This window comes from Cupriavidus numazuensis, from assembly GCF_905397435.1.
In the GTDB taxonomy this organism is placed as follows: Bacteria; Pseudomonadota; Gammaproteobacteria; order Burkholderiales; family Burkholderiaceae; genus Cupriavidus; species Cupriavidus numazuensis.
This window is the reverse complement of sequence record NZ_CAJPVI010000002.1, coordinates 1-26,622: the sequence shown is the minus strand read 5'-3', so window position 1 is coordinate 26,622 and position 26,622 is coordinate 1. Positions and strand designations below refer to the sequence as shown.

Sequence of the window (26,622 nt, the reverse complement as noted above, 5' to 3'; positions counted from 1 at the left end):
GCGCCAGCCAAGAACGACACATTCAATCCCAGCCAAAAAAGCCCCGCCGGCCACGCCGGCGAAACAGCAAAACTAGCCCCGCTACAACCCAGCCCCCCATTGTCAGCCCCCCACCGACATCCAAATCGGCCGCCACCACCTCAACGCATCACAATCCCCCGAAGTATGATTCTCACGTCTCCCACCCCTGGCATATGGAGGCACGCGTGGACCATCCGAGGCCCTTGCAATCCGAATCCCGCCACGCCCGCGACCTCATCATCGCCCGCCCCGAGGGCCTCTACTGCCCACCCGGCGACTTCTACATCGACCCGTGGCGTCCGGTGGATCGCGCCGTCATCACCCACGCCCATTCCGACCACGCCCGTTTCGGCAACGCGCACTACCTGAGCGCCGAGCCCGGGCGAGGCGTACTGCTGGCCCGGCTGCCTGGCATCCAGCTCGACACGCTGCCCTACGGCCAGCGCATCACCCATCACGGCGTCACGCTGAGCCTGCATCCGGCCGGGCACGTACTCGGCTCCGCGCAGGTGCGACTCGAATACGGCGGCCAGGTGTGGGTGGCTTCCGGCGATTACAAGCTGGAATCGGACGGCACATGCGACCCGTTCGAGCCAGTGCCGTGCGACACCTTCATCACCGAAAGCACCTTCGGCCTGCCGATCTACCGCTGGCCGCCGCAGGCAGCGCTGATGGCCGAGATCTTCCACTGGTGGCAGGCCAACGCGCAGGCAGGTCGGGCCAGCATCGTCTACGCCTACACCTTCGGCAAGGCACAGCGCATCCTGCACGGCCTGCTGCGCCATGCCGGCGCGGACGCCCTGCCCGGGCCAGTCATCGCCCACGGCGCGCTGACCACGCTCAATGCCGCCTATGCCGAAGCCGGCGTGGCGCTACCGCCGACGATGCTCGCCACGGAACTGCCGCCGCGCAGCCCGCTGCTGCGGCAGGCATTGATAGTGGCGCCGCCGTCGGCGCAGCGCTCGCCGTGGCTGCGGCGCTTTGGCGATGCTTCCGACGCGTTCGCCAGCGGCTGGATGCAGTTGCGCGGCACGCGCCGGCGCCGCGGCGTGGACCGCGGCTTCGCGCTGTCCGATCATGCCGACTGGCCCGGGCTGCTGAAAGCGATCGAAGCAACCGGCGCCGGCCGCGTGATCGTGACGCACGGCAATGTGCCTGTGATGGTGCGCTACCTGAGCGAGCGTGGCTGGCAGGCGCAGGCGTTCGACACCGAATACGGCGACGACGATGAGTCGGCACGCACCGAGGCGCAAGCGGAACCGGCCGCCGCCAGCGAGGACGCGGCGCCATGAAGGCCTTTGCCGATCTCTACGCCGCGCTCGACGGCACCACGTCCACCAAGGCGCGGCTGGCCGCACTGGTGGACTACCTGCGCGCGGCGCCGCCGCAGGATGCCGCCTGGGCCGTATATTTCCTCGCCGGCGGCAAGCCTCGCCAGATCGTGCCGGTGTCCCTGCTGCGCGACATGGCGCGCCAGGCCGCCGACCTGCCGGATTGGCTGTTCGAGGAAAGCTACCAGGCCGTCGGCGACCTGGCCGAGACCATCGCCCTGTTGCTGCCGGAGCCCATGGACGCGGACCACGCTGGCTTGGCCGAATGGGTCGAGCAGCGCCTGCTGCCATTGCGCGGCCTGCCGCCCGACGCACTGATGCCGCGCCTCGATGCGCTGTGGCGGCCGCTCGACGCGCACGGCAGGCTGGTGCTGTTCAAGCTGATCACGGGTGCGTTCCGCGTGGGCGTGTCGCGGCTGCTGGTGACGCGCGCGCTGGGCGAGGTCGCCGGCATCGATCCGAAGCGCGTGGCCGAACGCATGGTCGGCTACACCGACCTTTCCGCGCGGCCCGACGCGGCGCGATTCCAGTCGCTGCTCGCCCCGGAGAGCGATGATGACCGCGAACTACGCGCCAACGGCCAGCCCTACCCGTTCTTCCTCGCCCACCCGCTGCAGGCGCCGCTGGAACAGTTCGATACCGTACTGGGCGCCCCCGACAATTGGCAGGTCGAATGGAAATGGGACGGCATCCGCGCGCAGCTCGTCTGCCGTGGCAATCAGACCTGGCTGTGGTCGCGCGGCGAGGAACTGATCACCGAACGCTTTCCCGAAATCGTCGAAGCCGCCGCAGCGTTGCCTGACGGCACCGTGCTCGATGGCGAGATTGTGATCTGGCAGCAGGGTCGCGTGCAACCGTTCGCACTGCTGCAGCAGCGTATCGGCCGCAAGACACTGAGCGCGAAGCTGCTGCGCGACGCGCCGGCCATCCTGATGGCCTACGACCTGCTCGAATGGCAAGGCGAGGACTGGCGCACGCGGCCGCAGGCTGAGCGCCGCGCCAGACTGGAACAGCTTGTCGCCAGCCACGTGCACCCGGCGCTCGAACTGAGCCCGCTGGTGCAGGCCAACGACTGGGCGCACTTCGCCAGGCTGCGCGAAGCTTCACGCGACATGGGCGTGGAAGGCTTCATGCTCAAGGCTGTGAGCGCCGCCTACGGTGCCGGCCGCACCAAGGACGTGGGCATCTGGTGGAAGTGGAAGATCGACCCTTACTCGGTCGATGCGGTGCTGGTCTACGCGCAGCGCGGCCATGGGCGCCGCGCGAGCCTCTATACCGACTTCACATTCGCGGTCTGGAACGCGCCGCCCGGAACGCCGGACCGCGCATTGGTGCCGTTCGCCAAGGCCTATTCCGGCCTGACCGACGAGGAAATGCGCGCAGTCGATGCCATCGTGCGGCGAACCACGGTGGAGAAGTTCGGCCCGGTGCGCAGCGTGGAGCCGACTCAGGTATTCGAGCTGGGCTTCGAAGGCATCGCCCACAGTGGCCGGCACAAGAGCGGCATTGCGGTGCGCTTTCCGCGCATGCTGCGCTGGCGCACCGACAAGCCGATCGAAGAGGCCGATACGCTGACCACGCTGGAGGCGATGCTGCCCGTCAATCCAGCGTAATGCCTTCCCGCTGGATCACCGTGCCCCAGTTCGCATCTTCCTTCTCGATGCGTTTGGCAAAGGTTGCCGAATCGATCATCACGACATCGCCCTGCTGTCCCAGCGCAGCCCTGGCCTTGCCGTCCTCCAGCATCCCGCGCGTGATCGCGTGAAGCTTCTGCACGATCTGCGGCGGCGTGCCGGCCGGCGCAAGCATGCCGATCCAGAAGGTCACGTTGAACGGCGTGATGCCGAGCTCTTCGAGCGTGGGCGTGTCCGGCAATTGAGCCATGCGCGTTGACGAGCTGACCGCGAGCGGCTTGAGCTTCCCGACCTTGATCTGCGGCAGTGCGGTCCAGGTGTCGAACGCCGTTTCGAGCTCCCCGCTCATCACTGCCATTTCCGCCTGCGCGGCCGACTTGTACGGGATGTGCGTGGTCTTGATCTTCGTGCGGTTATTGAGCATGGCAAAGCTCAGGTGCGCGATGTTGCCGGGGCCCGCCGAGCCATAGCTGATCTTGCCGGGATTCTGCGAGGCGAACTTGACGAGATCCGGCACCGTGCCCACCGCGTGTTTCTGCGACCACTCCGGATTGGTGACCAGGATAAACGGCGCCTCCAGCACCAGCGTGACCGGCGCGAAATCCTTCGGCTTGTAGTTGCTCTTCTTGTAGATCTGGTGGTTGATGGTGATGCTGCTCGAGTTGGTCACCAGCAGCGTGTAGCCGTCCGGCGCGGCGCGGGCCGCCTCTGCCACGCCGATCAGCCCGTTGGCCCCGCCCTTGTTGTCGACAATGACCGGCTGGCCCAGCGACTTGCTGAGCTGATCGGACAACACGCGCGCCACGGTATCGGTAAACGACCCAGCCGGGAACGGCACGATCATCCGGATGGGCTTGGTGGGCCAGTTGCCGTTATCCGCGGCGGCCGGGCCTGCGATGGTGCAAGCCAACGCGACCAATGCGGCGCCAGCCAGCCTGAAGCAGCCCGTGACCTGACGGCAACGCGAAGCCATGTTGAGTGTCTGCATGCTTGTCTCCTGTTACTGCTCTGTGTTTTTTGAGTGTGCCGCTGGCCTTAAGCGGTCTTGCCCGATGCCTTCGGCTTCGCGGTCTTGCCCGTGATCCCCATGCGTTCGAGCTCTGCGATCCGCTCCGCGGTCAGTCCGAGCACACGAGTCAGAACTTCGTCGGTGTGCTCGCCCAGGGTCGGTGATGCATGGCGGATAGGCATCGGTTCGATCCCGGTGCGACACCAGGCGGTGCTGGCCGTGTACGGGCCGCTGTGCGCACGCTCGACGCGACGCCAGAATCCGCGCGCGTTCAGATGCTTGTCCTGCAACACCTGCGACATGGGACGAACTACGCCAGCGGCAATCCCGGCCTGTTGCAGCGACCGCATGGCCGCTTCGGGATCGCGGCCCGCACTCCATGCCGCAATGGCCGCATCGATCCTGTCCTGCTGCGTACGCCGGCCGACTGCATGCGCGAGCTGCGCATCCGCGGCAAGGTCTTGCCGGCCGATCGCGCGGCACAGCGCAGGCCAGTGCGCGTCGGGCACGGTCAGGACGATCCACGCGTCGTCGCCCGCGCAGCGGAAGCAGCCGTGCGGCACATTCACCGGATGGCCGTTGCCCTGGCGTGGCGCAACGGCTCCGCTGACCGATTGCTCGATGATGAACGGCGCCGCCATCGGCAGCATGGCCTCGACCTGCGACAGGTTCAGGTGCCGCCCCTTGCCGGTCGCCTGCTGTGCGAACACGGCCAGCAGCATCGCGGCACCGGCATTGAAGCCGCCGACCGGATCGCCATACGCGTACGACGTCATGGCAGGAGGACCGTCCGGATGCCCCGTGTGCAGCGGCAAGCCACTCGCCTGCTCCAGCGTGCCGCCATATGCACGTGTGTTGCTCCACGCGTTGCCGAGGCCGAATGCCGGCATCGACACCATGACCAGCCGCTCGTTCACGGCGCGCAGTGCCTCGTAGTCGAGGCCGAGCTTCGGCAGGACCTCGGCCGAGTAGTTCTCGATCACCGCATCGGCGTGCGCCACGAGATCGAGCAGCAACTGCTTGCCTTCGGGCTGCGTCAGGTCCAGCGTGATGCCGAGCTTGTTGCGGTTCATCAGGTGGAAGTTGGAGTTCTTCTCGTACAGCCGCTCCCGATAGAACTCTTCGGTGAAGTTGGCACCGCGCCACCAGTCGGGATAGCCAGTGCTTTCGACCTTGATGATCTCCGCGCCGAAATCGGCCAGCGTGCGCGACGCCAGCGGCCCGGCCCATCCCATCGTCAGGTCCACCACGCGAATGCCATGCAGCGGAAGCTGCGGCGAAGCGGTTCGCCGAAGTTGCCGGCGCGGATGATGATCAAGGCCCGCAGCGCGATAGAAGGCGTCGTGCGCGCCCCTTGCCGGAGCGGGTCCGCCAAGCAGTGGCCCGGCCGCATCGAGCCGCAGCGGCACGATCGGGCCTTCGAACCCCACGCCACCGATGTCGACCGGCACGAACGCATTGCGCTGCCGATGCACGTCCTGGCGCAGCAATTCCTCCATGGTCGGCACGATGACCGCCGGATGCTTCTTGTCGCAGAGGATGTCGAACCATTCCTGCGCGGTGCGCGTCCGCAAGGCGGGAATGAGCAGATCGTCGATCTCGTCCGCGCGGGCCATGCGCTCCTGGCCGTTCGCGAAGCGCGGATCATTGCCCAGTTCCGGACGACCGATCGCCTCGCACAGCGCTTTCCACTGCGGCAGCGTGTGCGTGAAGATGCCGATCCAGCCCTCTGCTGTCTCGAAGATGCCGGCCGGATGCGTGCCGCAGAATCGGTTGACGCCGAGGCGCCGCAGCGGATGGCGCTTGTCGGGCACCATGCCCGCTTCCATCTCGACCACGCCGAAGACGGACTCGAGCGCGCTCAGTACGTAGCGACGGCTGCCTTGCCCGCTGCCGATCAACGCCGCAACGGCGGCCGAGAACACCTGCAGGCCGACGGCGATTGCGGTCTGCACATCGTGGGGCATGTGCGGCGGGCCCTCTACGGGACCGCTTCCGTGAATCGCACCTGCAAGCCCCCGGCAGACGGACTCCGAACCGGCGTACTCGCTGTAAGGCCCGCTTTCGCCGAACCATGTGAGCGCCACTTCGATCGGCTCGTGCGGCGGTTGCGCGCTCACCGCGCCCGACCAGACGGGGCTGGCGACCACGCCGGGGCCCTCCGTCAACGCGCGCGCATCGAGCACGACGTCGCAGGTCCGGGCAAGCTGAGCGATCCATGCGATGTCCACGGCATTGCGGGCATCGGCCGTGACGCTGCGCTTGTTCGTGTTCAGCCATGCGAACAACGCGCTTTCCGGTGCGGTGCCGGGAACATCGACCATTGGCGGCATCTGCCGCCATGCATCGCCCGCAGGGCTTTCGACCTTGATGACTTCGGCGCCGAAGTCGGCGCACAACTTGCCCGCGTACGCCAGCGCCGGACCGGTGCCGATCTCGAGTACGCGCAGCCCGCGCAGCGCGAGCTGCGCCGGGTCAGGACCATTCCTGATCATGCAAACCTCCTGGCTGTTGTGGATGGAATCGCCGCGCTGGCGCTCACCATGCATCGACAAATCCGCGGCGCGTCCGGCGGCTGCGCAGCTCCGCGGAGGCGATGCCCTGCGCGATCCATTTCCGTGTCTGGGCCGGGTCGATCACGGCGTCGATCTCCACGGCCGCTGCCGTATTGATCGCGTGGCCCCGCTCATAGGACTGTGCGACAAGCTGGTCGAACAGCGCCTTGCGCTCGGGGCCGTCCGGCACCGCTTCGAGTTCCTTCTTGAAGCCCAGTCGCACCGCACCTTCCAAACCCATCGGCCCGAACTCGCCGGTCGGCCAGGAGACGGTGAAGCTCGCCGAGCGGAAGCCGCCGCCCGCCATCGCCATGGCGCCAAGCCCATAGCCCTTGCGCAGCGTCACGGCCAGCAGCGCCACGCGCAGCTTGGCGGCTGTGAGGAACATGCGCGATACGTGCCGTACCTGCGCTTGCGCTTCACACTCTGGCCCGACCATGAATCCCGGCGTGTCGATCAGCGAGAGGATCGGCAGCCCGTGCGCATCGCAGAGCTGCATGAAGCGCGACGCCTTGTCGGCCGCATCGGCGTCGATGGCGCCGCCAAGGTGATAGGGGTTGTTGGCCATGATGCCGACAGGCTGCCCTTCCACGCGCGCCAGCGCCGTGTGGATGCCCGCGCCAAACCCGCCGCGCAGCATCAGCACGCTGCCGGCATCGGCAATGCCTTCGATGGCCTTGCGGGTGTCATAGACGCGCAGCCGGTTCTCGGGGACGACATGACGCAGGGCCATGGGGTCCGGCGCACTCCAGTGTTCGACGCGTCCCTGGAACATCGACAGGTAGTGCTTCGCCACCTGCACGGCTTCCGCCTCGTTCTCGACCAGCACGTCGATCACGCCATTGGCGAACTGCACGGGCGCGGGGCCGACCTCTTCCGGCCGGTAGATGCCCAGGCCGCCCCCTTCGATCATCGCCGGCCCGGCCATGCCGATGTTCGCCGACTTGTCGGCGATGATCACGTCGCAGCAGCCAAGGAATGCGGCATTGCCCGCGAAGCAACGGCCCGATACGATGCCGACCACCGGCACCTCGCCGCTCAGTTCCGCGAAGGCAGCGAACGACGGCTGATAGAGCCCGGACACCGACGGGAAATCGACATCGCCGGGCCGGCCGCCACCGCCTTCGGCGAACAGCACCAGCGGCAGTTCATCGCGCAGTGCCACTTCGACGATGCGGTCGGTCTTGATATGGTTGCGCTTGCCCTGCGTACCGGCGAGCACCGTCGCGTCGTAGGCCATCACCGCGCTGCGCGCACGCTCCTTGCCCACCAGAGCGCCGTTGATATGGCCGACGCCGGTGATCAGCCCGTCCGCCGGCGTGTTGGCGATCAGATCGTCCTTCGTGCGGCGCGACGACTGCGCCGCGAGCGCCAGCCCGCCATACTCCACGAAGGTATCGGCATCGCACAGGTCGGCCAGGTTCTCGCGCGCCGTGCGCTGGCCGCGCGAGCGGCGCCGCGCGACGGCGTCGGGACGTGCGGCGTCATCGAGAAACGCGTGCCGGTCCAGCACGCGCTGCAGATCCGCGCGGATGGCGTTCGGGTCGGCCTTCTGCGCCGCATCCACCGCCACGCCCTCCGCCTCGACCTGCTCCACCACGATCAGGATCTGGCCTTCCGCTGCCAGCGCACCTTTCTCCAGCCGCAGGTCGACCACGCGGCCGCCGCATTCGGCGGTGATCGCGTGTTCCATCTTCATGGCATCGAGCACGGCAACGGTCTGTCCGGGCTTGACGATCTCGTCGAGACCCACGGCAATCTCCACGACGCGGCCGGTCAGCGGCGCACGGATTGCCACGAGGCCGTCCTCGACCTCTTCCTCGGCCTCGTGCGAACGGGGCGTGTGTGCCGCTGGCGAACGCGAGGCATCGCCGAGCAGCGCCTCCTGCGCGCGGCCGGCCTCCGCAAGAAGCTCTGCCGACGCCGCCAGTGCAGGCAGGATCGCCTCGAAGTGGCGGGTATGGACATCCTGCGTGAGGAAGTCGTCGCGCTGCACCAGCGCGCGCAGCAGGTTGATGTTGGTCGGCACGCCGACGATCCGGAACTCGGCCAGGCTGCGTTGCAGCCGGCGCACTGCGGCCTCGAACTTCGGCGCGGCGCTGCTCACGATCAGCTTGGCGAGCAGCGTGTCGAAGTTGGGCGACGGCTCATAGCCGGTGTAGCCGTGGGAATCGACGCGGACGTCCGGACCGGAAGGCGGATCGAAGCGTTCGAGCCGGCCGTATGCCGGCCGCGCAAGGCCCTGCGCGTCGGTCATTTCGGCATTGATGCGCACCTGGATCGCGAATCCCTTCGGTTGCGGCGGGGACGCCGGATCGAGGCCTAGATCCGCAAGCGTGCGCCCTGCCGCCAGACCGATCTGCAGCGCGACAAGGTCGACACCGGTGACCTGCTCGGTAATGGTGTGCTCGACCTGCAATCGCGGATTGGCTTCGATGAAGACAAAGTCCTTCTGCTCGCCCGACTCCGTTTCCTCGACCAGGAATTCGAACGTGCCGAGGCTGCGGTAATTCACGCGGCGCGCGAGCCTGAGCGCGGACTTGATGATCTGCTCGCGCAACTGGGGCCGCAGCACCGGACTGGGCGCGATCTCCACGAGCTTCTGGAAGCGGCGCTGCAAGGTGCAGTCACGCTCGCCGAGCGCGACGACATGGGTACCGTCGCCGGCAATCTGCACTTCGATATGGCGCGCGCGACTCACGAGCCGTTCGGCGTACAACGCATCGACACCGAACGCGGAAGCTGCCTCGGACCGGCAGCGCGCATACGCTTCGGCCAGGTCTTCGCGCCGCCTGACCACGCGCATGCCGCGGCCACCGCCGCCGCCCACAGCTTTGATGACCACGCCGGCATCGCCTTGCTTGTCGAAGAAGCTCGTGATGTCTTCGAGCGATGCGCCGCCGCGCGTGGCGGGCATGACCCGGACATCGCTATCCATCGCCAGTTCAAGCGCCCTTCCCTTGTCGCCAAACAGCGCGAGCTGTTCGACGGTCGGCCCGATGAACCGGATGCCGGCGTCGGCGCACGCCTGCGCGAAATCGGCGCGCTCGCTCAGGAAGCCGTAGCCCGGGTGGATCGCATCGCAACCAGATGCCTTCGCGGCGGCGATGATTCCAGCAATGTCGATATACGCGGCCGGCCCTGAACCGTCGAGGGCGATTGCCTCGTCGGCCAGCATGCGGTGCCGCGAGCTGGCGTCGTCCTGCGAATACACGGCGACTGTGGCGATATCCAGGTCGCGTGCCGCGCGCAGCACGCGCAAGGCAATCTCGCCCCGATTGGCGATCAACAGCTTGTTCAATTTTGTCTCCTCGTTCAGATTGCGGCTTCTGCGGCCAGTGACTGGGTATTGCGTTGTTGTTGCGTGCGACCCGCTCAGGGACGGATGCCGAACCGGCTGACGCCCGCTTCGCGCAACGGCGCAGCCAGGTTGGCGAATTCGCACAGCAGCGTGCGCGTCTCGCGCGGATCGATGATGTCTTCGATGACGAAGGCCTCGGCACTGCGGAATGGCGAGGTCAGGCTGCGCACGCGCTGCTCGATCTCGGCGCGCTTCTGCACCGGGTCATCCGCGCCTTCGATCTCGGCCTTGTAGGCCACCTCGAGCCCGCCTTCGATCGGCATTGCGCCCCAGTTCGCCGAAGGCCATGCATAGCGGCAATTGAACCGGCCCATATGCTGGTGCGCGGCAGCGGACATGCCATACGCGCGGCGCAGGATGACCGAGCACCACGGTACGGTCGCCTGGTACACCGCCGCGAGCGCGCGCACGCCGTGGCGCATGGTTGCCGCCTGCTCCGCCTCCTGGCCGATCAGGAAGCCGGCCGTGTCGACGAGGTTGACCACGGGCAGGTGGAAGGTCTGCGCCATGTCGACGAAGCGCGTGAATTTCTCGGCGGTCGCGCTGTCCCAGCCGCCGCCATGGAAGTACGGGTCGCTCGCGATCACGGCCACCGGCCAGCCGTCGAGCCGGGCCAGGCCGGTGACGATGGCGCAGCCCCACTGCCGCCCGATCTCGAAGAACGAACCGTTGTCCACGAGCGCCTGCACGATCGGGCGAATCTTGTAGACCGCGCGGCTGTCGCGAGGAATGGCGGAGAGCAGCCATTCGTCGCTGCGTGCGGGATCATCGGCGGGCTCGGTTCGCGGCGGGAGTTCGTGGACCGACGCCGGCAGGTAGGACAGGAAGCGGCGGGCATGCTCGAACGCGTCCTGCTCGGTGGCGACCTCGTCGTCGACCACGCCATTGCGCGTGTGGATGTGGCTGCCGCCCAGTTCGTTCTTGCTCAGTTGCTGGCCGATATGCGCGACCACGGGCGGGCCTTCGGTGAACACTTGCGAGGTTTCCTTCACCATCACCGAGTAATGGCTGGCCGCCACGCGTGCGGCGCCCATGCCCGCGACCGACCCGAGCGCCAGCGACACCACGGGCACCACGGACATGTTCTCGACCACGTGCTGCCAGACCTTCATGGTCGGGATCAGCGTGTGGCCCTTGATCTCGATATTGCGCACCGAGCCACCGCCGCCGGTGCCGTCCACGAGCCGCACCATCGGCAGGCGCAGGTCGTGCGCCATCTTCTCGGCGTGGACAAGCTTGTCGCCCACCGCGCCATCGTTGGCGCCGCCGCGCACGGTGAAATCGTCGCCCACCAGCACGACGGGACGCCCGCCGATCTGTGCGCGGCCCATCACGAGGTTCGACGGCACCAGGTCCACCAGCCGCCCGTTGCTGTCATAGCGGCCGCTGCCGCTCAGGCCCCCGACCTCGCGGAACGATCTCGGGTCGGCAATGCCGGCGACGCGATCGCGCACGGTCAGCTTGCCGGCCTCGCGGTGGCGCGCCACTTTCTCTTCGCCGCCCATGCGCTCGGCCAGGCGGCGGCGGTAGGCCAGTTCGTCAATTTCAGGCTGCCAGGTCACAGCGTGTCTCCGGTGTTCTCGTTCTTGCATCGGATCCAGTACCGCACAAGCCATGCCAACCCGAGGACACCCGACGAGCCGTTGATTTCATTGAGGATTCTTTTTGGCGCGGCTATGATGTCCGCAATAACGACAGGATGTGTCCACACCGAGGACACACGCGGAGACAGATGGTGTCCTCAGCAACGACACAAGGGCCGACCCCGCCCGCACTCGGCGCGGTCATTCGGTCGATCAAAGGCCAGCGGCTAGCAGCGATCGGCGTCTGTACTGATCCCAGCACTGCGGAAGCTGCGGAAGCCGCGTGTGCTCAAGCGACGGATCGCACGGCGGGTAGCCGCCTGTTTCCCGTAGAGGCTGGCGGTCACCGCTACGTCGGCCTGTGTCTCGAGGACGCGGCGCACCAGCTCATCCTGCTGCACCGCGCCGATACGCACGCCGTGCTGTTCGACTTCCTCGGCACGGTGCCCTTTGCCAGCGCCATCCTCGACCATTTCCTGAGCGACCCGTACCAGGCCATCACCGTGGCTGACCGGCACGGCCGGATGCGGTTCATGAGTCCCGTGCACGAAAAATTCCTGGGCCTCGATACCGGCGAAGGCATTGGACGTCCTGCTGCCGACGTCATCCCGAATTCCCGGCTGCCGCAGGTAGTGGCCAGCGGCAAGGCCGAGATCGGCCAACTCCAGCCGATGAACGGCGTGACGCGCGTGGTCAATCGCATTCCGATCCGGCAGGACGGCGAGGTGGTCGGGGCCATCGGCCAGATCATGTTCAAAGGACCGGAAGACATGGTCCGGATGCACGATGAACTGTCGGAACTGCGCTCGCAGGTCGCGCGCTACCAGCGCGAGTTGGACGGCCTACGCGAAGGCCAGCCGCCGCTTGGGCTGATAGGCGAAAGCGCGCCGATGCAGCGTCTGCGCCGCGAGATCCAGACCGTTGCGCGGCTGGACGTGCCGGTGCTGATCCTCGGGGAAAGCGGCACCGGCAAGGAACTGGTGGCCAACGCCATCCATCACGCGGGGCGCGAGCCCGTCAGCGAGCGGCCGCTGCTCAGCCTGAACCTTGCCGCCCTGCCCGCCACGCTGATCGAGTCCGAACTGTTCGGCCATGCGCCCGGCGCGTTCACGGGCAGCCAGCGCCATGGACAGGCCGGCAAGCTTGAACTCGCGGCCGGCGGCACCGTGTTCCTCGACGAGGTTGCGGATATCCCCATGGAGATGCAGGTCAAGCTGCTGCGCGTGCTGGAAGACCACATGGTCGAACGGCTCGGCAGCCGCCGTGCGCAGCATGTGGAGTTCCGTTTGATCTCCGCGACCAATCGCGATGTTCCGGCGCTGATCGACGCGGGGCGCTTTCGCCTCGACTTGTACTACCGGCTCAGCGGCGTGGTGCTGCGTATTCCGGCGCTACGCCAGCGGCGCGAGGATATTCCCGCGCTGCTGCAGCACTTCGTCAACGCGTTCTGTGCGCGCAACGGCGTGCCGGTGCCGAAGATCGACCATGACGTGGCGCGGCATCTTGCGGGCCAGCCGTGGCCCGGCAATGTGCGCCAGTTGCGTCAGCGCATCGAGGAAGCGCTGGTGTTCTGCGATGGCCGCATGCTGCGGGTTGCCGACTTTGCGCGTGGCGAATCGGCGCGCGGGCTCGTGGCCGTGGAAAGCGAACCGGTCGTGCATCCGCTGGCGCGGGCGTATTCGCATGAAGAGGCCGAGATGGACAGCGGGGTTTCGGCTGCGGCATTGCCGGTTGGTGAGCCGGCGGCGGGGATGAGCGAACTTGCCTATGCGGCAGTGGTCGACGCGATTGCGCGTCATGGCGGCAACAAGAAGCGCGCCGCCGAGCAACTGCGGATTTCGCGTTCGCATCTGTACAAGATATTGGAGCGCGGACCGGGGCGGTGAAACTTCAATACGGTGGCCAGACACCGACAGCCCGATGATTCCCCAATGGTGTTCTCCCCTCTCCCATTTATGGGAGAGGGGCGGGGGAGAGGGCAGGAGGCTCCACGAAGCGAGGCGCGATCGTACTTGCCATGCGCCTGCCCTCTCCCCCAACCCCTCTCCCGCAAGCGGGAGAGGGGAGAAACCGGTGAGTGGCATTGCTGCCGCCTCACGAGTTTCATCCCGCAAAATTTTTCTGCGCCGCAGGATGACGGCCCTTGCCTGATGGCCTATAACCGCTCCTACAGGTTTCAAATGACGAAAACCTGACAAGGAGACAACCGGCGTGACCACTCCGAGCACCTCGCTGCAAAAGGCGTGCCGCCTGCTGCGCGCGCTGACCGATGCCCGCAACAGCCGCCTGACCGACCTCGCGAACGCCGCCGGGGTCGACAAGGCGTCGGCGCTGCGCCTGCTGGAAACGCTCGTGGCAGAAGGCATGGTGCAACGCGACCCCGACACCAAGGCGTTCATGCCCGGCCCGGAGTGGCTGACGCTGCATGCCACCACCGTTCATCGCACCGACCTGCGCCCGCTGGTCCGCCCCGCGCTGATCCGGCTGGCCAATGCGTTCCAGGACAGCGCCATCCTGTCCGTGCCCAGTGGCTGCGAGTCGGTCTGCATCGAACTGCGCCTGGGCACGTTCCCGATCCGCGCGAATTACCTGGACATCGGCAGCCGCCGGCCGCTGGGCATCGGCGCAGGCAGCCTCGCGCTGTTGGCTGCGCTGCCCGACGCGGAGGTGGAAGCGGTGATCGACGGCATCGCCCCGGCCATGCGCCGCTTTCCGCGCTTCAGCAAATCCATGCTGCTCGGCCATGTGCAAGCCACGCGCGAGCGCGGCTACGCGGTGCTGCTGGACGTGGTGGTCGAGCGCATGGGCGGCATTGCCATCGCACTGCCCGGCCCGGACGGCTATCCGCTCGGCGCGATCAGCATTGCCGCGCTCAATGAACGCATCACCGACCGCGAAGCCGCGATGGCGCGTGCGCTGCGGCGCGAGGCCGATGCCATCTGCCAGAACTGGCGCCCGCGCAGCGGCGCCACCCCAGACACCGAACGAGAACGGCCGGCCGCCCGGCCACGCACGCGACAGGAGGCATGACATGCGCTGGAAGCAACGTCCGCAGGGTTCCAACTGGGGCGATTTCGGGCCCGATGACCAGCTCGGCCGCATCAACCTGATCGGCCCCGAGCAGGTCGTGAAAGGCGCGCGCGAGGTGCAGGCCGGCCTGAGCTTCTGCCTGTCGCTGCCGCTCGACTATCCCGGCGGCAACAAGCTCAATCCGCGCCGCCATCCGCCGATCTTGCGCCCGACGTTTCGTGACGATATCCCGTACGTGAACTTCCCGCTGGCCAAGGTCGATCCGGCCGCGACCGACGTCATCAGCGACGACCAGGTGCTGATGTGCCTGCAGTACAGCACGCAGTGGGACGCTCTCGCACACGTCGGCGCACTGTTCGATGCCGACGGCGACGGCCGGCCTGAGCGCGTCTACTACAACGGCTATCGCGCCAACGAGCATATCGTCGGCCCCGTGGACTATGCCGAGAACGACCACTTTGCGGCCCACCCCTGCGATCACGGCCACGACCACAGCGCCGCGCAGGCGCTGGGCATCGAGAATTTCGCGGTCAGGGGCATGCAGGGCCGCGGCGTGCTGGTGGACCTGGCGCACACCTTCGGCATGGACTTCCGCAACGTCGGCTATGACGACCTGATGCGCGCCATGGATGCCACCAAGGCGGAGGTCGAGCCCGGCGACATGCTGCTGCTGCGCACCGGCTTTGCCGAAGTGGTGCTGTCGATGCAGCGCGAACCCGACGAAGCGGTGCTGCACCACAGCTGCTGCGCGCTCGACGGGCGTGATGACAAGCTGCTTCAGTGGATCACCGACGCCGGCATCGCCGCACTTGTCGCCGACAACTACGCCGTCGAGCGCTACCCCGCCCGCCCCGCGCCCGATGGTGACAAGCACCACCCGCTGCTGCCGCTGCACCACCACTGCCTGTTCAAACTGGGCCTGCCGCTGGGCGAGCTGTGGTACCTGCGCGAACTGGCCGACTGGCTGCGCGCCAATGGCCGCACCCGCTTCCAGCTCACCGCACCGCCGCTGCGCTTGCCCGGCGCGGTCGGCTCGCCCGTGACACCGATCGCCACGGTCTGACCACACCTTACGACAGCACACAACAAGCCACGGAGACGACATGAAGCTACGCCATTCGATGTTCCGCAAGGCCACCGGCACGCTTGCCATGGCCGCCGCGCTTGCCTGCGGCGCCGCGCACGCCCAGCCGGCGGCTGGCATCTCTGACGACATGGTCAAGATCGGCATGCTGCTCGACATGAGCGGCCTGTATGCCGATGTCACCGGCCGTGGCAGCGCCACGGCCGCGCAGATGGCCATCGACGATTTCGGCGGCAAGGTGCTGGGCAAGAAGATCGAGCTGGTCGTGGTCGATCACCAGAACAAGGCGGATATCGCCGCCAACAAGGCGCGCGAGTGGTTCGACACGGGCCATGTCGATGCCATCCTGGACGTGGCGGCCTCCGCGCCGGCGCTGGCCGTGCTGGACGTGGCCAAGCAGAAGAACCACATCGTGGTGTTCTCCGGTCCGGGCAGCGAGCGCATTACCAACGACCTGTGCACGCCGGTGTCGGTGCACTACGCGTACGACACCTATGCGCTCGCCAATACGACCGCGCGCGCCATGGTGCAGCGTGGCGGCAAGACGTGGTTCTTCCTGACCGCGGACTACGCGTTCGGCCACACGCTGCAGGACTCCGCCACGGCGGTGATCAACGAAGCCGGCGGCAAGGTGCTGGGCGCCGCGCGCCACCCGATCGGCGCGAGTGACTTCGCGTCCTACCTGTTGCAGGCGCAGGCCAGCAAGGCGCAGGTCGTAGGGCTCGCCAACGCGGGCGGCGACACCGTCAACGCAATCAAGGCCGCGTCGGAATTCGGCCTGACGCGCAACGGCGCGCAGCGCATGGCTGGCCTGCTGCTGTACATCAACGACATCCACGCCATCGGCCTGAAGACCGCGAGCGGGCTGGTGCTGACCGAGGCGTTCTACTGGGACATGAACGACGCCACGCGCGCGTGGTCGCGGCGCTACTTCGAGAAGGTGAAGAAGATGCCGAACATGAGCCAGGCCGGCGCCTATTCATCGGTCATGCACTACCTCAAGGCCGTGCAGGCCGCGGGCACCGACGAGACCGCGGCAGTGATGAAGAAAATGAAATCCATGCCCATCAACGACTTCTTCGCAAAGAACGGACGCATTCGCGAAGACGGCCGCATGATCCACGACATGTACCTGTTCGAAGTGAAGAGCCCGGCCGAGTCGAAGTATCCGTGGGACTACTACAAGGTGCTGGCGACGGTGCCGGGCGACCAGGCCTTCATGCCGGCATCGAAGTCGCAATGCCCGCTGCTCAAGCACTGACATGGCGGGCACAAGCTACATACGCGGCACCGGCAACACGCGCTTCGGCCGCCTGGAGGGCAGCACACCGCTGACGCTGATGGCGCAGGCAGCCGATGCCGCGCTGACCGACAGCGGACTGGCGCGCGCGGATATCGACGGCGTGCTGTGCGGCTACGCCACCACGCTGCCGCACCTGATGCTGGCCGACCGCTTCTGCGAGTACGCTTCGCTCACGCCGGCCTATGCGCATGGCGTGGCCTCGGGCGGCGCCACCGGCGGCGTGATGGCGATGCTTGCGCACGAACTGGTGCGCGCCGGCCGTTGCCGCCATGTGCTCGTGGTGGCCGGTGAAAACCGCCTCAGCGGCCAGAGCCGCGACCAGTCGATCCAGACGCTGGCGCAGGTCGGCGAACCGCACGCCGAGGTACTCAACGGCGCTTCGGTGCCGGCCTACTACGCGCTGCTGGCCTCGCGCTACCTGCATGAAGCCGGCATGGATGCCGATGCGCTGTCGGGCTTTGCCGTGCTGATGCGCGAGCATGCCGCCAGCCATCCCGATGCGCATTTGCGTGAGCCCCTGTCGCTGACTGATGCGCGTGCCGCGCGGGCCATCGCCACGCCGCTGCGCCTGTCGGATTGCTGCCCGATTTCCGATGGCGCCGTTGCCGTGGTCGTGTCCGCCGAGCCCGGCGCCGGCACGCCGGTGCGTATCGCCGGCGCAGGGCAGGCGCACCGGCACCAGCACCTGAGCGCGATCGACGACGTCATGCAGACCGGTGCCGCCGATGCCGCGCGGCGCGCGTTTGCCGAGGCGGGCGGCGGCGTGGACAGCATCGATTACCTCGCGATCTACGATTCGTTCACGATCACACTGGTGATGCTGCTGGAAGAACTCGGGGTGGCCGAACGCGGGCAGGCGCAGGCGCGGCTGCGCGCTGGCGACTTCGGACGCGGCGGCCCACTGGCGCTCAACACACATGGCGGCTTGCTGGCCTTCGGGCATTCGGGCGTGGCCGGTGGCCTGATGCACCTGGCAGAAGCCGCGCGCCAGCTCGCCGGCCGCGCCGGAGAGCGCCAGGCCGGCACGCGCACGCGCGCGCTGTTCCATGCCGATGGCGGCGTGCTGTCGTCCCATGTCAGCCTGGTGCTGGAGGCCATGCCATGACCCATCCCTATACCGACGGCCTGGACGCCGGCGTGGTGCGCTACCAGTGCTGCGACGACTGCGGCGCCTGGCAGCCGATGGAGCGCCATGCCTGCCGTAGCTGCGGCGGCTTGCAACTGCGCTGGCGCGATGCGGCCGGGCTCGCCACGGTCCACGCCGTGACCGAGATCAGCCGCGCGCCCGATGAAGCGTTCCGCGCGCTCGCGCCGTACACGCTGGTGCTGGCCACGCTCGACGAAGGCCCGCGCGTGATGGGCCATGCCGAGCCCGGCGTCGCCATCGGCGACCGCGTACGGGCAGGCTTCCTTCGCTTCGGGGAAGGCACGCTGCTGCGTTTCCGGCGCGAATAGCGCCGCCTCTGGCGCCCTGCCGGCAAGCGCCTCCCCGTCCCGGCCGGCATTCACAACCGGAGTAACCACTTGGCACCGAATCGATCCCGGCGGCACGCGCTCGCCCTGATTTCCTGTCTCGCCGTGTCCGCGACCGCCTTGTCGAGCGCACTGGCACAGTCGTTCCCGAACAAGCCCATTCGCGTCGTGGTGCCCTACCCGCCCGGTGGCCCGACCGATATCGTCGCCCGCGTGGTCGGGCAGAAGCTGTCGGAAAAGCTCGGCCAGCCGCTGGTCGTGGAGAACCGTCCGGGTGCAGGCGGCAATATCGGCGCCGAAGCCGTGGCCAAGGCCGCGCCGGACGGCTACACGCTGCTGGTCGCCACCACCGCGCACGCCATCAACATGACGCTGTTCAGCAAACCCGGCTACGACACGCGCAAGGACTTCGCGCCGGTCAGCATGCTCACGCGCGGTCCGCTGGTGCTCGTGACCGCGCCGGCCACGCCCGCCAGCAACGTGGCCGAGCTGATCGCGCTGGCCAAGGCCAAACCGGGACAGGTCACGTTTGCGAGTTCGGGTAACGGCCAGTCTACGCACCTCGCCGCGGAACTGTTCAACAGCATGGCGGGCATCCACATGACGCACGTGCCGTACAAGGGCAGCGCCCCCGCGCTGACCGATGTCATGGGCGGCCAGGCCACCGTAATGTTCGACACCATGCTGTCGGCCATGCCTTTTGTGCGCGACGGCAAGTTGAAAGCACTCGCCATCACGGGCGCCACGCGCTCGCCGGCCGCGCCGGACACGCCGACCATCGCGCAGGCCGGCCTGCCCGGCTACGAGGCCAGCGCCTGGAATGCGCTGCTCGCGCCGGCCGGCACGCCGCCCGCGATCCTCAATACGCTCAACGGCGCGCTCAAGGCTGTCCTGCAGGACCCGGACGTACGCGCGCGCTTTGCCTCGCAGGGCTTCGCCGCCGAATGGACCGAGCCCGCCGCCACCGCCCGCATCATCGGGCAGGAAATCGACAAGTGGGCCAGGGTCGTCAAGACCTCGGGCGCCACTATCGACTGACCCACCACCACCCGCTTACGTCTTGCCCATGACCGCCCCACTCCAGCCCCTGCTCTCCCCGCGCTCGATTGCCGTGATCGGTGCCTCCGACAACATTCACAAGATCGGCGGACGGCCCATCCACTACATGAAGGCGCACGGCTACGCCGGCACGCTTTACCCCGTCAATCCGCAGCGCGACACCATCCAGGGCCTGCGCGCCTATCCCACGCTGGACGCGCTGCCGGAAGTCCCGGAACTGGCCATCATCATCGTGGCGGGCGACGCCGCGGTGCAGGCCGTGCACGACTGCGCACGGCTCGGCGTGGCGGCGGCTATCGTGATCGCCTCCGGCTTCGGCGAGGCCGGTGCCGAAGGCCGCCGCCAGCAGGACGAGATGGTGCGCACCGCGCACGCCACCGGCCTGCGGCTGGTGGGCCCGAACAGCCAGGGGCTGGCCAATTTCGGCAGCGGCGCGATCGCCAGTTTCTCCACGATGTTTATCGAAGTGCCGCCACAGGACGGGCCGGTGGCAGTAGTCAGCCAGAGCGGCGGCGTGGCGGCCATGGTCTACGGGCTGTTGCGCGGCCAGGGCATTGGTGTGCGCCATATGCACGCCACCGGCAACCAGGCCGACATCACGGTCAGCGAACTGGCGCTGGCCGTCGCGCATGATCCCGGCGTGCGGCTGGTGCTGCTGTATCTGGAGAGCCTGTCCGATCCCGAGGTGCTGGCCGAAGCCGCGCGCGTCGCGCGGGCCCGCAACGTGCCGATCGTGGCGGTCAAGGCGGGCCGGTCGCAGGACGGGCAGCGCGCCGCGGCCTCGCACACGGGAGCCATTGCCAACGAAGACCGCGCAGTCGATGCGTTCCTGGCCCGCCATGGCATCTGGCGCGTGGACGATGCGCACGCACTGGCACGCTGCGCGCCGATGTACCTGCGTGGTTGGGACACGTGCGGCCGCAGGCTGGTGGTGGTCAGCAACTCGGGCGCCAGCTGCGTCATGGCGGCCGATGCGGCCCAGTCGTTCGGACTGACGCTTGCGCCGCTGTCCGACGCCACGCAGTCAGCGCTGGCAGAACGCCTGCCGGGCTTTGCCGCGACCGCGAACCCGGTTGACGTCACAGCGGCGCTGCTGACCAACAGCGCGCTGTTCGGCGAGGTGCTGCCCGTGGTCGGGCAGGATCCTTCGGCCGATCTGTTCCTGCTCGACATCCCGGTCTCCGGCATGGGCTACGACGTACCTCGCTTTGCGCGGGACGCCGCTGCGTTTGCCGACACCGCGGGCAAGCCCATCGCCGTCGCCGTATGGCAGCAGCCGGTGGCCGACGCGTTCCGCGAAGCCGGCGTGCCGACCTACGCCAATGCGGCTGAAGCGCTGTCCGCCTTCTCTCAAGTGGTCTCTCATCAGGAGCGCCTGCGGCAGATCAAAGCCGAGGGCGAGCCGCCAGTGCCGGCCCGGCACGCGCTGCCGGTAACTGCAGGCGCCACGCTCAGCGAAGCTGCCAGCCTTGCCCGGCTCGCGGCCGCCGGCATGCCGGTGGTCGAGCACTACGTGTGCCGCGACGTCGATGCAGCAGTCGCCGCATGGCAACGCATCGGCGCGCCGGTCGCAGTCAAGGCCAGCTCGCCACAGGTGCCGCACAAAAGCGAGCACGGGCTGGTGGCTTTGAACTGCAACGATCCGGAATCGGTTGCCAGCGCCTTTACTGCCCAGACCCGCACGCTGCAAAAGATGGGCGCAACGTGCGAAGGCGTCGTGGTCGCGCGCATGTCGCGTGGCCAGCGCGAATGCATGATTGGCGCGCACTGGGACCCGGTGTTCGGCGCCGTGCTGGTGGTCGGGGATGGTGGCAAGTATGTCGAGGTGCTGCGCGACACGGCTGTGCTGCTGGCGCCTTGTCGGGAGACTGACGTAGCCCGCGCGCTCGAAGGACTCCGCATCGCGCCTTTGCTGCATGGCGTGCGCGGTGAACCGGCGGTGGATATCGCGGCACTGTGCCGGGTTGCGGTTCAGGTCGGCGACATGGTGCACGCGGCTGGCGGGGAAATCCGGTCGGTGGATCTCAACCCGGTGATGGTGAATGCCGGTGGCGTGGTGGTTGTGGATGCGCTGGTGGAGGTTGCGGGAGAGTGATCTAGGGAGCGGAACGATGGCCCAAGTATCCAGCGCGCTTCTCCCCTCTCGCGCTTGCGGGAGAGGTCGGGGGGAGAGGGCAGGTGTAAGGCAAGTACGATGCCGCTTCACTTCGTGGAAGCTCCTGCCCTCTCCCCCGCCCCTCTCCCATAAATGGGAGAGGGGAGCAAATCTACCGGTGAATTGCGTGGCGTTGGTTGATAACGCCAGTCACAGCCTTATTCGACCGCAATCCCCTTATCCCGGATCACCTTGCCCCACTTCGCATAGTCCTGCCGCATACGCTGGCTCATCTGCGCCGGTGCCTGGTAGTTGGCGATCGCGCCAGCCTTCAGCAGCTTGTCCTGGACATCCTTGTCAGCCAGGATCTTGCCGACTTCGGTCGACACGCGGTCGACTACATCCTTCGGCGTTCCCGGCGGCGCCAGCAGGCCGCCCCACGACACGGCGTCGTAGCCCTTGAAGCCTTGCTCGGCAATGGTCTTGACGTCCGGCAGCATGCTCACGCGCTGCGGCGAGCCAATGGCGATGGCACGCAGCTTGCCGGCCTGGATATGCGGCAGCGCCGCGACGAGATCGGCGTACATGATCGGTACCTGGCCGCCGATGGTGTCGCTGATTGCGGGCACGCCGCCCTTGTACGGCACGTGCTGCATTTCGAAGCCGCCCATCTGCTTGAGCAGTTCCATGCTCAGGTGGCCGAAGCTGCCGGCGCCCGAGCTGGTGTAGTTGAGCTTGCCGGGCTGGGCCTTGGCTTGCGCGATCAGCTTGGGCAGATCGGTCACGGTCGGCAGCAGTGTCGGGTTGACTACGACCACGATCGGCAGGTCATAGACCGTGGCGACCGGCGTGAAGTCCTTGAGGGTGTCGTAGCCGGCCTTCTTGTACAGGTACGGCGCCAGCAGCGTCGGCGTGGCCAGCATCATGAACGTGTAGCCGTCCGGCGCGGTCTTGGCGACCTGCGCCGCGGCGATCGAGCCCGATGCGCCGGCGCGGTTTTCGACGATCACGGGCTGCTTGAGCGCTTCGCCCAGCTTCTGGCCGACGATGCGCGACGCGGTATCCGTGGGGCCGCCCGGCGGAAACGGCACGACAAGCTTGATCGGCTTGGTCGGCCACGCTTGCGCGAACGCGCTGCTGATCAGCAGCGGGGCGGCGGCCAGCGCCAGGATGGCGCGACGCCGGGAGTGGACCATACGGGTGAAATTTCGAATACGCACTTTATTGTTCCGGTTTGAGTCTGTGCAAGGTCTCCATCAGGCCCCCTTGCCGGGCCTTGCCGCGCGCACGCTCATGGCGTCCGCGCGGCGCGAATGCTCAGGCGTTGCCCGCTGTCTCGGGCAGCGTCAGCACGCCGCGCGCCTGCAGATCCTGCAGTTGCTCGTCGCTCATTTCCAGCAGGTTCTGCAGCACGGCACGCGTGCCTTCGCCCAGCGTCGGCGGCGCGTTGCGGATCGGCAGGCGCTGGCCGTCAAGACGGTACGGCGGCGCGAACACGTGCGTGCTGCCGGCCACGGGATGCGGCATTTCGCGCAGCAGGCCACCCTGGCGGGTCCGCTCGCTGGTCAGCGCCTCGTGCAGGCCGGCCACCTTGCCGCACGGAATGCCGCAGGCCGTCATGCGTTCCAGCAGCAGGTCGCGCCCGAAGCTGCGAATCAGGCCGGTGATCAGCGGGGTCAGCGTCTCGCGGTTCTTCGCGCGTTCCACGTTGGTGGCGTAGCGCGGATCTTCGACGATGTCCGGGCGCTCGATGACCTGGCGGCAGAACTTGTCGAACTGGCTGTTGTTGCCTACGGCGATGATCAGCGGACCATCGGCCGACTCGAACATGCCATAAGGCACGATCGACGGATGGGCATTGCCATAGCGCGCGGGGTCATGGCCGAGCAGCATCGCGTCGAGGCCGTAGTAGCCCGTGACCATCACGCCGCAGTCGTACAGCGCCATCTCGATCAGCTGGCCCTTGCCCTTGCGTTCACGGCGGAACAGCGCAGCCAGCACGGCCTGCGCGGCATACATGCCGGTCATCAGGTCGACCACGGCCACGCCGAACTTCAGCGGCGGCGTGTTCGCTTCGCCGTTGAGCGCCATCAGCCCGGCCTCGCCCTGGATCACCAGGTCGTAGCCAGGCCGCTTGGCCTCGGGACCGCTGGTGTTGTAGCCCGACACCGCGCAGTAGATCAGGTCCGGCTTGATGGCCTTGAGCTGCTCGTAGCCGAGGCCCAGCTTCTCGGCGCCGCCGGTCTTGAAATTGTGGATGACCACGTCGAACTGCGGCAGCAGGTCATAGACGATCTGCGCGCCTTCCTTGCTCTGCAGGTCGAGCGTGATGGACCGCTTGTTGCGGTTCATGCTGTTGAAGTACGTGGTCTCGGTCTTGCCGATGCGCATGCCCCAGTCGCGCGTGTCGTCGCCGCGGCCCGGGTGTTCCACCTTGACCACGTCGGCGCCGAAGTCGGCCAGAACCTGGCCGCACAGCGGCCCCGCGAACACACGCGACAGGTCCAGCACACGCACGCCCTCCAGCGGGAAGTCGACGTCCTGGGATGGTTCGGTTGTTGTTTGCATTGCTCGTCTCCATGCGCTGCAGCGAGGCATGTGCCGCCTAGCTGCAATGAATTGTTCTGGCCACACTGGCATCGCGCGCTGCGCGACGCCGGCATGTCAGCGGCCGGCCTGGTTCAGGCTGGCAAAGTCCTTGCCTTCCGCCACCAGCTTCTCGAGCAGCGGTGCCGGCTTCCAGAATAGCGGGTCTTCCTTGGCAAAGGTGCGGATATCTTCGAGGATCTTCGGCAGGCCGACCATATCGGCATACTTCATCGGGCCGCCGCGGAAGCGCGGGAAGCCGTAGCCCGCCAGGAACGTCACATCGACGTCGAGCGGACGCAGCGCGATGCCCTCTTCGACCACCTTGGCGCCCTCATTGACCATCGCGGCCATATAGCGGCGCATGATTTCCTCGGCCGTGAACTTGCGCGGCGCGATGCCCTTCTTCTGGCGTTCGGCATCGACAATGGCGAGCACTTCCGGGTCGGGCTGGCCGACACGCGCGCCTTGCGGGTACAGGTAGAAGCCGCGGCCCGTCTTCTGGCCGAACCAGCCGCGTTCGCAGATGCGGTCGGCCACTTCCACGTATCGCGCCTTCGGGTCGCGCGTGGCGGCGCGGCGCTTGCGCGTGGCCCAGCCGATGTCGCCGCCGGCCAGGTCGGTCACCTGGAACGGGCCCATCGGATAGCCGAAGCCGCGCACGGCTTCATCGATCTCGTAGGGGCTGGCGCCGTCTTCCATGATGTAGTCGGCAGCCTGCTTGTAGACGGCCAGGATGCGGTTGCCGATAAAGCCGTCGCACACGCCCGCACGCACCGGGATCTTCTTCATGCGCTTGGCCAGTTCGAACGCGGTCACGACCACGTCCGGGCTGACCTTGGCCGGCACCACGATCTCCAGCAGCTTCATGATGTTGGCCGGGCTGAAGAAGTGCAGGCCGATGACGTCCTGCGGGCGCGAGATGCTGCCGGCGATCGCGTCGATGTCGAGATACGACGTATTGGTCGCCAGCACGGCGCCCGGCTTGCACACGCGATCCAGTTGCTGGAACACGGCCTTCTTGACTTCGATGTCTTCGAACACGGCCTCGATCACGAGGTCCACGTCGGCAATCGATTCGTACGAGGTGCTCGGCGTGTAGCGCGCCATGATCGCGGCCTTGCCTTCCGGCGTCATGCGGCCCTTGGCGATCAGGCCGTCGTAGACCTTCTCGACATTAGCCTGGCCACGTGCGATGGATTCGGCATCGCGCTCGATCATCACGACCGGCAGGCCGGTGTCCAGCGCGGCCACGGTGATGCCCGCGCCCATGGTGCCGCCACCGATCACAGCGATGCGGTTGAGCGCACGCGGCGCGGCGCCTTGCGCTTCAGGCACCTTGGCGGTTTCGCGCTCGGCAAAGAATGCGTGGACCAGGCCGGCGCGCTGCGGGCTGTTCAGGCATTCGACGAACAGCGCGCGCTCCTTGGCGAGACCTTCGTCGAAGGGCAGTTCGACGGCGGCACGCACGCACTCGACGATCTTCAGCGGCGAGAACAGGCCGCGCGATTTCTTCGCGGTCTCGGCCTGCAGCGTGTCGAGCTCGGCAAGTGCGGCGGGCTTGTCGGCAATGGCGAGATCGCGCGTGCGGCGCAGCGGGGCGCCTTGTTGCAGCAATTCGTTGACGTAGGCGAGGCCAGCGGCCACGGGATCGTCGCCTTCGGCCAGGCGGTCGACCAGGCCTGCGGCCAGCGCGGCCTTGGCCGACAGGTGCTTGCCGCTGAGCATCAGATCGGCGGCCGCCTTCACGCCCATCAGGCGCGGTGCACGTTGCGTACCGCCTGCGCCGGGCAGCAGGCCCAGGTTGACTTCAGGCAGGCCCAGCTTGGCGGCCGGCAGCGCGAGGCGATAGTGGGCCGACATGGCCACTTCCAGACCACCGCCAAGGGCCGGACCGTGGATCGCGGCTACCACCAGCTTGTTGCTGGCTTCGATCTGGTTGCAGACCTCGGGCAGCGACGGCGGCATCGGCGGCTTGCCGAATTCGCGGATATCGGCGCCGGCGATGAAGGCCTTGCCTTCTCCCACGACCAGCACGGCGCGCACGCCGGCATCGGCTTCGGCCTGTTCGATGGCCTGCTTCAGGCCCTGGCGAACGGCAACGCCAAGGGCATTGACCGGCGGATTGCAGATGCTGATCACCTGCACGTCGCCGTGGCGGGCTGTGCGAACGACGGAAGCTTCGTTGGTCATGGGATTGTCTCCAGTTACTGACGGTCAGTCTGGCATTCTTGCCCCGATAAATTGACTATACAATTACAATGATTGTTGACATGACGTTAAAGAAAATTTGACGATCGGGTGAGGGGTTGGTGGTGGAGGTGGTGCTTGGCGGGTTTCGCTGGCGTAGCCGGTGGGGGTTTTGTGGTTGGGATTGAGGTTTCGTGCTTGGCAGGCGCCGCTGTTTCGCCGGCGTAGCCGGCGAGTCACTTTTTGTCCGAGCGACAAAAAGTAACCAAAAAGCGCGTCGTTGCCGCTGGCCATCAATTCCACGGCGA

At 67.3% G+C, this 26,622-nt stretch carries 18 protein-coding genes; 10 read left to right on the top strand and 8 right to left on the bottom strand.

Translation table 11 applies throughout. The features are described 5' to 3' along the window. Nucleotides 1–194 precede the first annotated feature (194 nt). Nucleotides 195–1,313 carry a ligase-associated DNA damage response exonuclease gene (locus KHO41_RS02130; RefSeq protein ID WP_211951663.1) on the top strand — a complete coding sequence of 373 codons (1,119 nt, stop codon included), beginning with the start codon at nucleotides 195–197 and terminating at the stop codon, nucleotides 1,311–1,313. Continuing rightward, nucleotides 1,310–2,965 carry an ATP-dependent DNA ligase gene (locus KHO41_RS02125; RefSeq protein WP_211951662.1) on the top strand — a complete coding sequence of 552 codons (1,656 nt, stop codon included), beginning with the start codon at nucleotides 1,310–1,312 and terminating at the stop codon, nucleotides 2,963–2,965. The genes KHO41_RS02130 and KHO41_RS02125 overlap by 4 nt, the downstream gene beginning before the upstream one ends. Here KHO41_RS02125 and KHO41_RS02120 read toward each other — a convergent pair. From KHO41_RS02120 to KHO41_RS02105, 4 genes are all read right to left on the bottom strand, one after another. Continuing rightward, entirely contained in the window at nucleotides 2,952–3,959 is a 1,008-nt protein-coding gene (locus tag KHO41_RS02120; RefSeq protein WP_376989612.1) for a Bug family tripartite tricarboxylate transporter substrate binding protein, read from the bottom strand. The genes KHO41_RS02125 and KHO41_RS02120 overlap by 14 nt on opposite strands. Nucleotides 3,960–4,021: 62 nt before the next feature. Then, the gene (locus KHO41_RS02115; protein ID WP_211951660.1) at nucleotides 4,022–6,490 is read right to left on the bottom strand and encodes a CaiB/BaiF CoA transferase family protein; all 2,469 of its coding nucleotides are present in this window, start codon (nucleotides 6,488–6,490) and stop codon (nucleotides 4,022–4,024) included. Between the two features lie 43 nt (nucleotides 6,491–6,533). Continuing rightward, complete coding sequence (locus KHO41_RS02110) at nucleotides 6,534–9,851, bottom strand: acetyl-CoA carboxylase family protein (RefSeq protein WP_211951659.1); 3,318 nt, start codon at nucleotides 9,849–9,851, stop codon at nucleotides 6,534–6,536. Between the two features lie 74 nt (nucleotides 9,852–9,925). After that, a complete protein-coding gene (locus tag KHO41_RS02105) occupies nucleotides 9,926–11,473 on the bottom strand; it encodes an acyl-CoA carboxylase subunit beta (protein ID WP_211951658.1) in 1,548 nt (515 codons plus the stop codon). A 170-nt stretch (nucleotides 11,474–11,643) separates the two neighbouring features. Here KHO41_RS02105 and KHO41_RS02100 point away from each other — a divergent pair, with 170 nt between their 5' ends. The 8 genes from KHO41_RS02100 (at nucleotide 11,644) to KHO41_RS02065 (ending at nucleotide 21,538) form a co-directional block, all read left to right on the top strand. Then, a complete protein-coding gene (locus KHO41_RS02100; protein ID WP_211951657.1) occupies nucleotides 11,644–13,380 on the top strand; it encodes a sigma-54 interaction domain-containing protein in 1,737 nt (578 codons plus the stop codon). A gap of 325 nt (nucleotides 13,381–13,705) precedes the next feature. Continuing rightward, nucleotides 13,706–14,524, top strand: coding sequence for an IclR family transcriptional regulator (locus tag KHO41_RS02095; RefSeq protein ID WP_211951656.1), 819 nt, complete (start codon nucleotides 13,706–13,708; stop codon nucleotides 14,522–14,524). A gap of 1 nt (nucleotide 14,525) precedes the next feature. Continuing rightward, nucleotides 14,526–15,587, top strand: a complete 1,062-nt coding sequence (locus KHO41_RS02090; protein ID WP_211951655.1) for a cyclase family protein — start codon at nucleotides 14,526–14,528, stop codon at nucleotides 15,585–15,587. Between the two features lie 40 nt (nucleotides 15,588–15,627). Next, on the top strand, nucleotides 15,628–16,869 hold the full coding sequence (locus KHO41_RS02085) for an ABC transporter substrate-binding protein (protein ID WP_211951654.1): 1,242 nt from the start codon (nucleotides 15,628–15,630) through the stop codon (nucleotides 16,867–16,869). A 1-nt stretch (nucleotide 16,870) separates the two neighbouring features. Then, nucleotides 16,871–18,016, top strand: coding sequence for a thiolase family protein (locus KHO41_RS02080; protein WP_211951653.1), 1,146 nt, complete (start codon nucleotides 16,871–16,873; stop codon nucleotides 18,014–18,016). After that, a complete protein-coding gene (locus KHO41_RS02075; RefSeq protein ID WP_211951652.1) occupies nucleotides 18,013–18,366 on the top strand; it encodes a Zn-ribbon domain-containing OB-fold protein in 354 nt (117 codons plus the stop codon). The genes KHO41_RS02080 and KHO41_RS02075 overlap by 4 nt, the downstream gene beginning before the upstream one ends. Before the next feature lie 69 nt (nucleotides 18,367–18,435). Continuing rightward, nucleotides 18,436–19,422 carry a tripartite tricarboxylate transporter substrate binding protein gene (locus KHO41_RS02070; protein WP_211951651.1) on the top strand — a complete coding sequence of 329 codons (987 nt, stop codon included), beginning with the start codon at nucleotides 18,436–18,438 and terminating at the stop codon, nucleotides 19,420–19,422. 28 nt (nucleotides 19,423–19,450) lie between these two features. Beyond that, on the top strand, nucleotides 19,451–21,538 hold the full coding sequence (locus KHO41_RS02065; protein WP_211951650.1) for an acetate--CoA ligase family protein: 2,088 nt from the start codon (nucleotides 19,451–19,453) through the stop codon (nucleotides 21,536–21,538). Nucleotides 21,539–21,756: 218 nt separating this feature from the next. Here the strand turns inward: KHO41_RS02065 and KHO41_RS02060 are convergent, their stop codons facing one another. The 4 genes from KHO41_RS02060 to KHO41_RS02045 all read right to left on the bottom strand — a co-directional run. Continuing rightward, the gene (locus KHO41_RS02060) at nucleotides 21,757–22,734 is read right to left on the bottom strand and encodes a Bug family tripartite tricarboxylate transporter substrate binding protein (protein ID WP_211951936.1); all 978 of its coding nucleotides are present in this window, start codon (nucleotides 22,732–22,734) and stop codon (nucleotides 21,757–21,759) included. Nucleotides 22,735–22,855: 121 nt separating this feature from the next. Further along, nucleotides 22,856–24,106 carry a CaiB/BaiF CoA transferase family protein gene (locus KHO41_RS02055; protein WP_211951649.1) on the bottom strand — a complete coding sequence of 417 codons (1,251 nt, stop codon included), beginning with the start codon at nucleotides 24,104–24,106 and terminating at the stop codon, nucleotides 22,856–22,858. Between the two features lie 96 nt (nucleotides 24,107–24,202). Then, on the bottom strand, nucleotides 24,203–26,317 hold the full coding sequence (locus KHO41_RS02050) for a 3-hydroxyacyl-CoA dehydrogenase NAD-binding domain-containing protein (protein ID WP_211951648.1): 2,115 nt from the start codon (nucleotides 26,315–26,317) through the stop codon (nucleotides 24,203–24,205). Nucleotides 26,318–26,380: 63 nt separating this feature from the next. Then, the coding region (locus KHO41_RS02045) for a hypothetical protein (RefSeq protein WP_211951647.1) at nucleotides 26,381–26,622 on the bottom strand (242 nt) is incomplete at its 5' end.

Bases quoted from the DNA above. Each gene is read 5' to 3' on its own strand.
- KHO41_RS02060 (WP_211951936.1), bottom strand. From the start codon at position 22,734: ATGGTCCACTCCCGGCGTCGCGCCATCCTGGCGCTGGCCGCCGCCCCG.
- KHO41_RS02050 (WP_211951648.1), bottom strand. From the start codon at position 26,317: ATGACCAACGAAGCTTCCGTCGTTCGCACAGCCCGCCACGGCGACGTG.
- KHO41_RS02080 (WP_211951653.1), top strand. From the start codon at position 16,871: ATGGCGGGCACAAGCTACATACGCGGCACCGGCAACACGCGCTTCGGC.
- KHO41_RS02115 (WP_211951660.1), bottom strand. From the start codon at position 6,490: ATGATCAGGAATGGTCCTGACCCGGCGCAGCTCGCGCTGCGCGGGCTG.
- KHO41_RS02120 (WP_376989612.1), bottom strand. From the start codon at position 3,959: ATGGCTTCGCGTTGCCGTCAGGTCACGGGCTGCTTCAGGCTGGCTGGC.
- KHO41_RS02055 (WP_211951649.1), bottom strand. From the start codon at position 24,106: ATGCAAACAACAACCGAACCATCCCAGGACGTCGACTTCCCGCTGGAG.
- KHO41_RS02075 (WP_211951652.1), top strand. From the start codon at position 18,013: ATGACCCATCCCTATACCGACGGCCTGGACGCCGGCGTGGTGCGCTAC.
- KHO41_RS02100 (WP_211951657.1), top strand. From the start codon at position 11,644: ATGGTGTCCTCAGCAACGACACAAGGGCCGACCCCGCCCGCACTCGGC.
- KHO41_RS02085 (WP_211951654.1), top strand. From the start codon at position 15,628: ATGAAGCTACGCCATTCGATGTTCCGCAAGGCCACCGGCACGCTTGCC.
- KHO41_RS02090 (WP_211951655.1), top strand. From the start codon at position 14,526: ATGCGCTGGAAGCAACGTCCGCAGGGTTCCAACTGGGGCGATTTCGGG.
- KHO41_RS02125 (WP_211951662.1), top strand. From the start codon at position 1,310: ATGAAGGCCTTTGCCGATCTCTACGCCGCGCTCGACGGCACCACGTCC.
- KHO41_RS02065 (WP_211951650.1), top strand. From the start codon at position 19,451: ATGACCGCCCCACTCCAGCCCCTGCTCTCCCCGCGCTCGATTGCCGTG.
- KHO41_RS02130 (WP_211951663.1), top strand. From the start codon at position 195: ATGGAGGCACGCGTGGACCATCCGAGGCCCTTGCAATCCGAATCCCGC.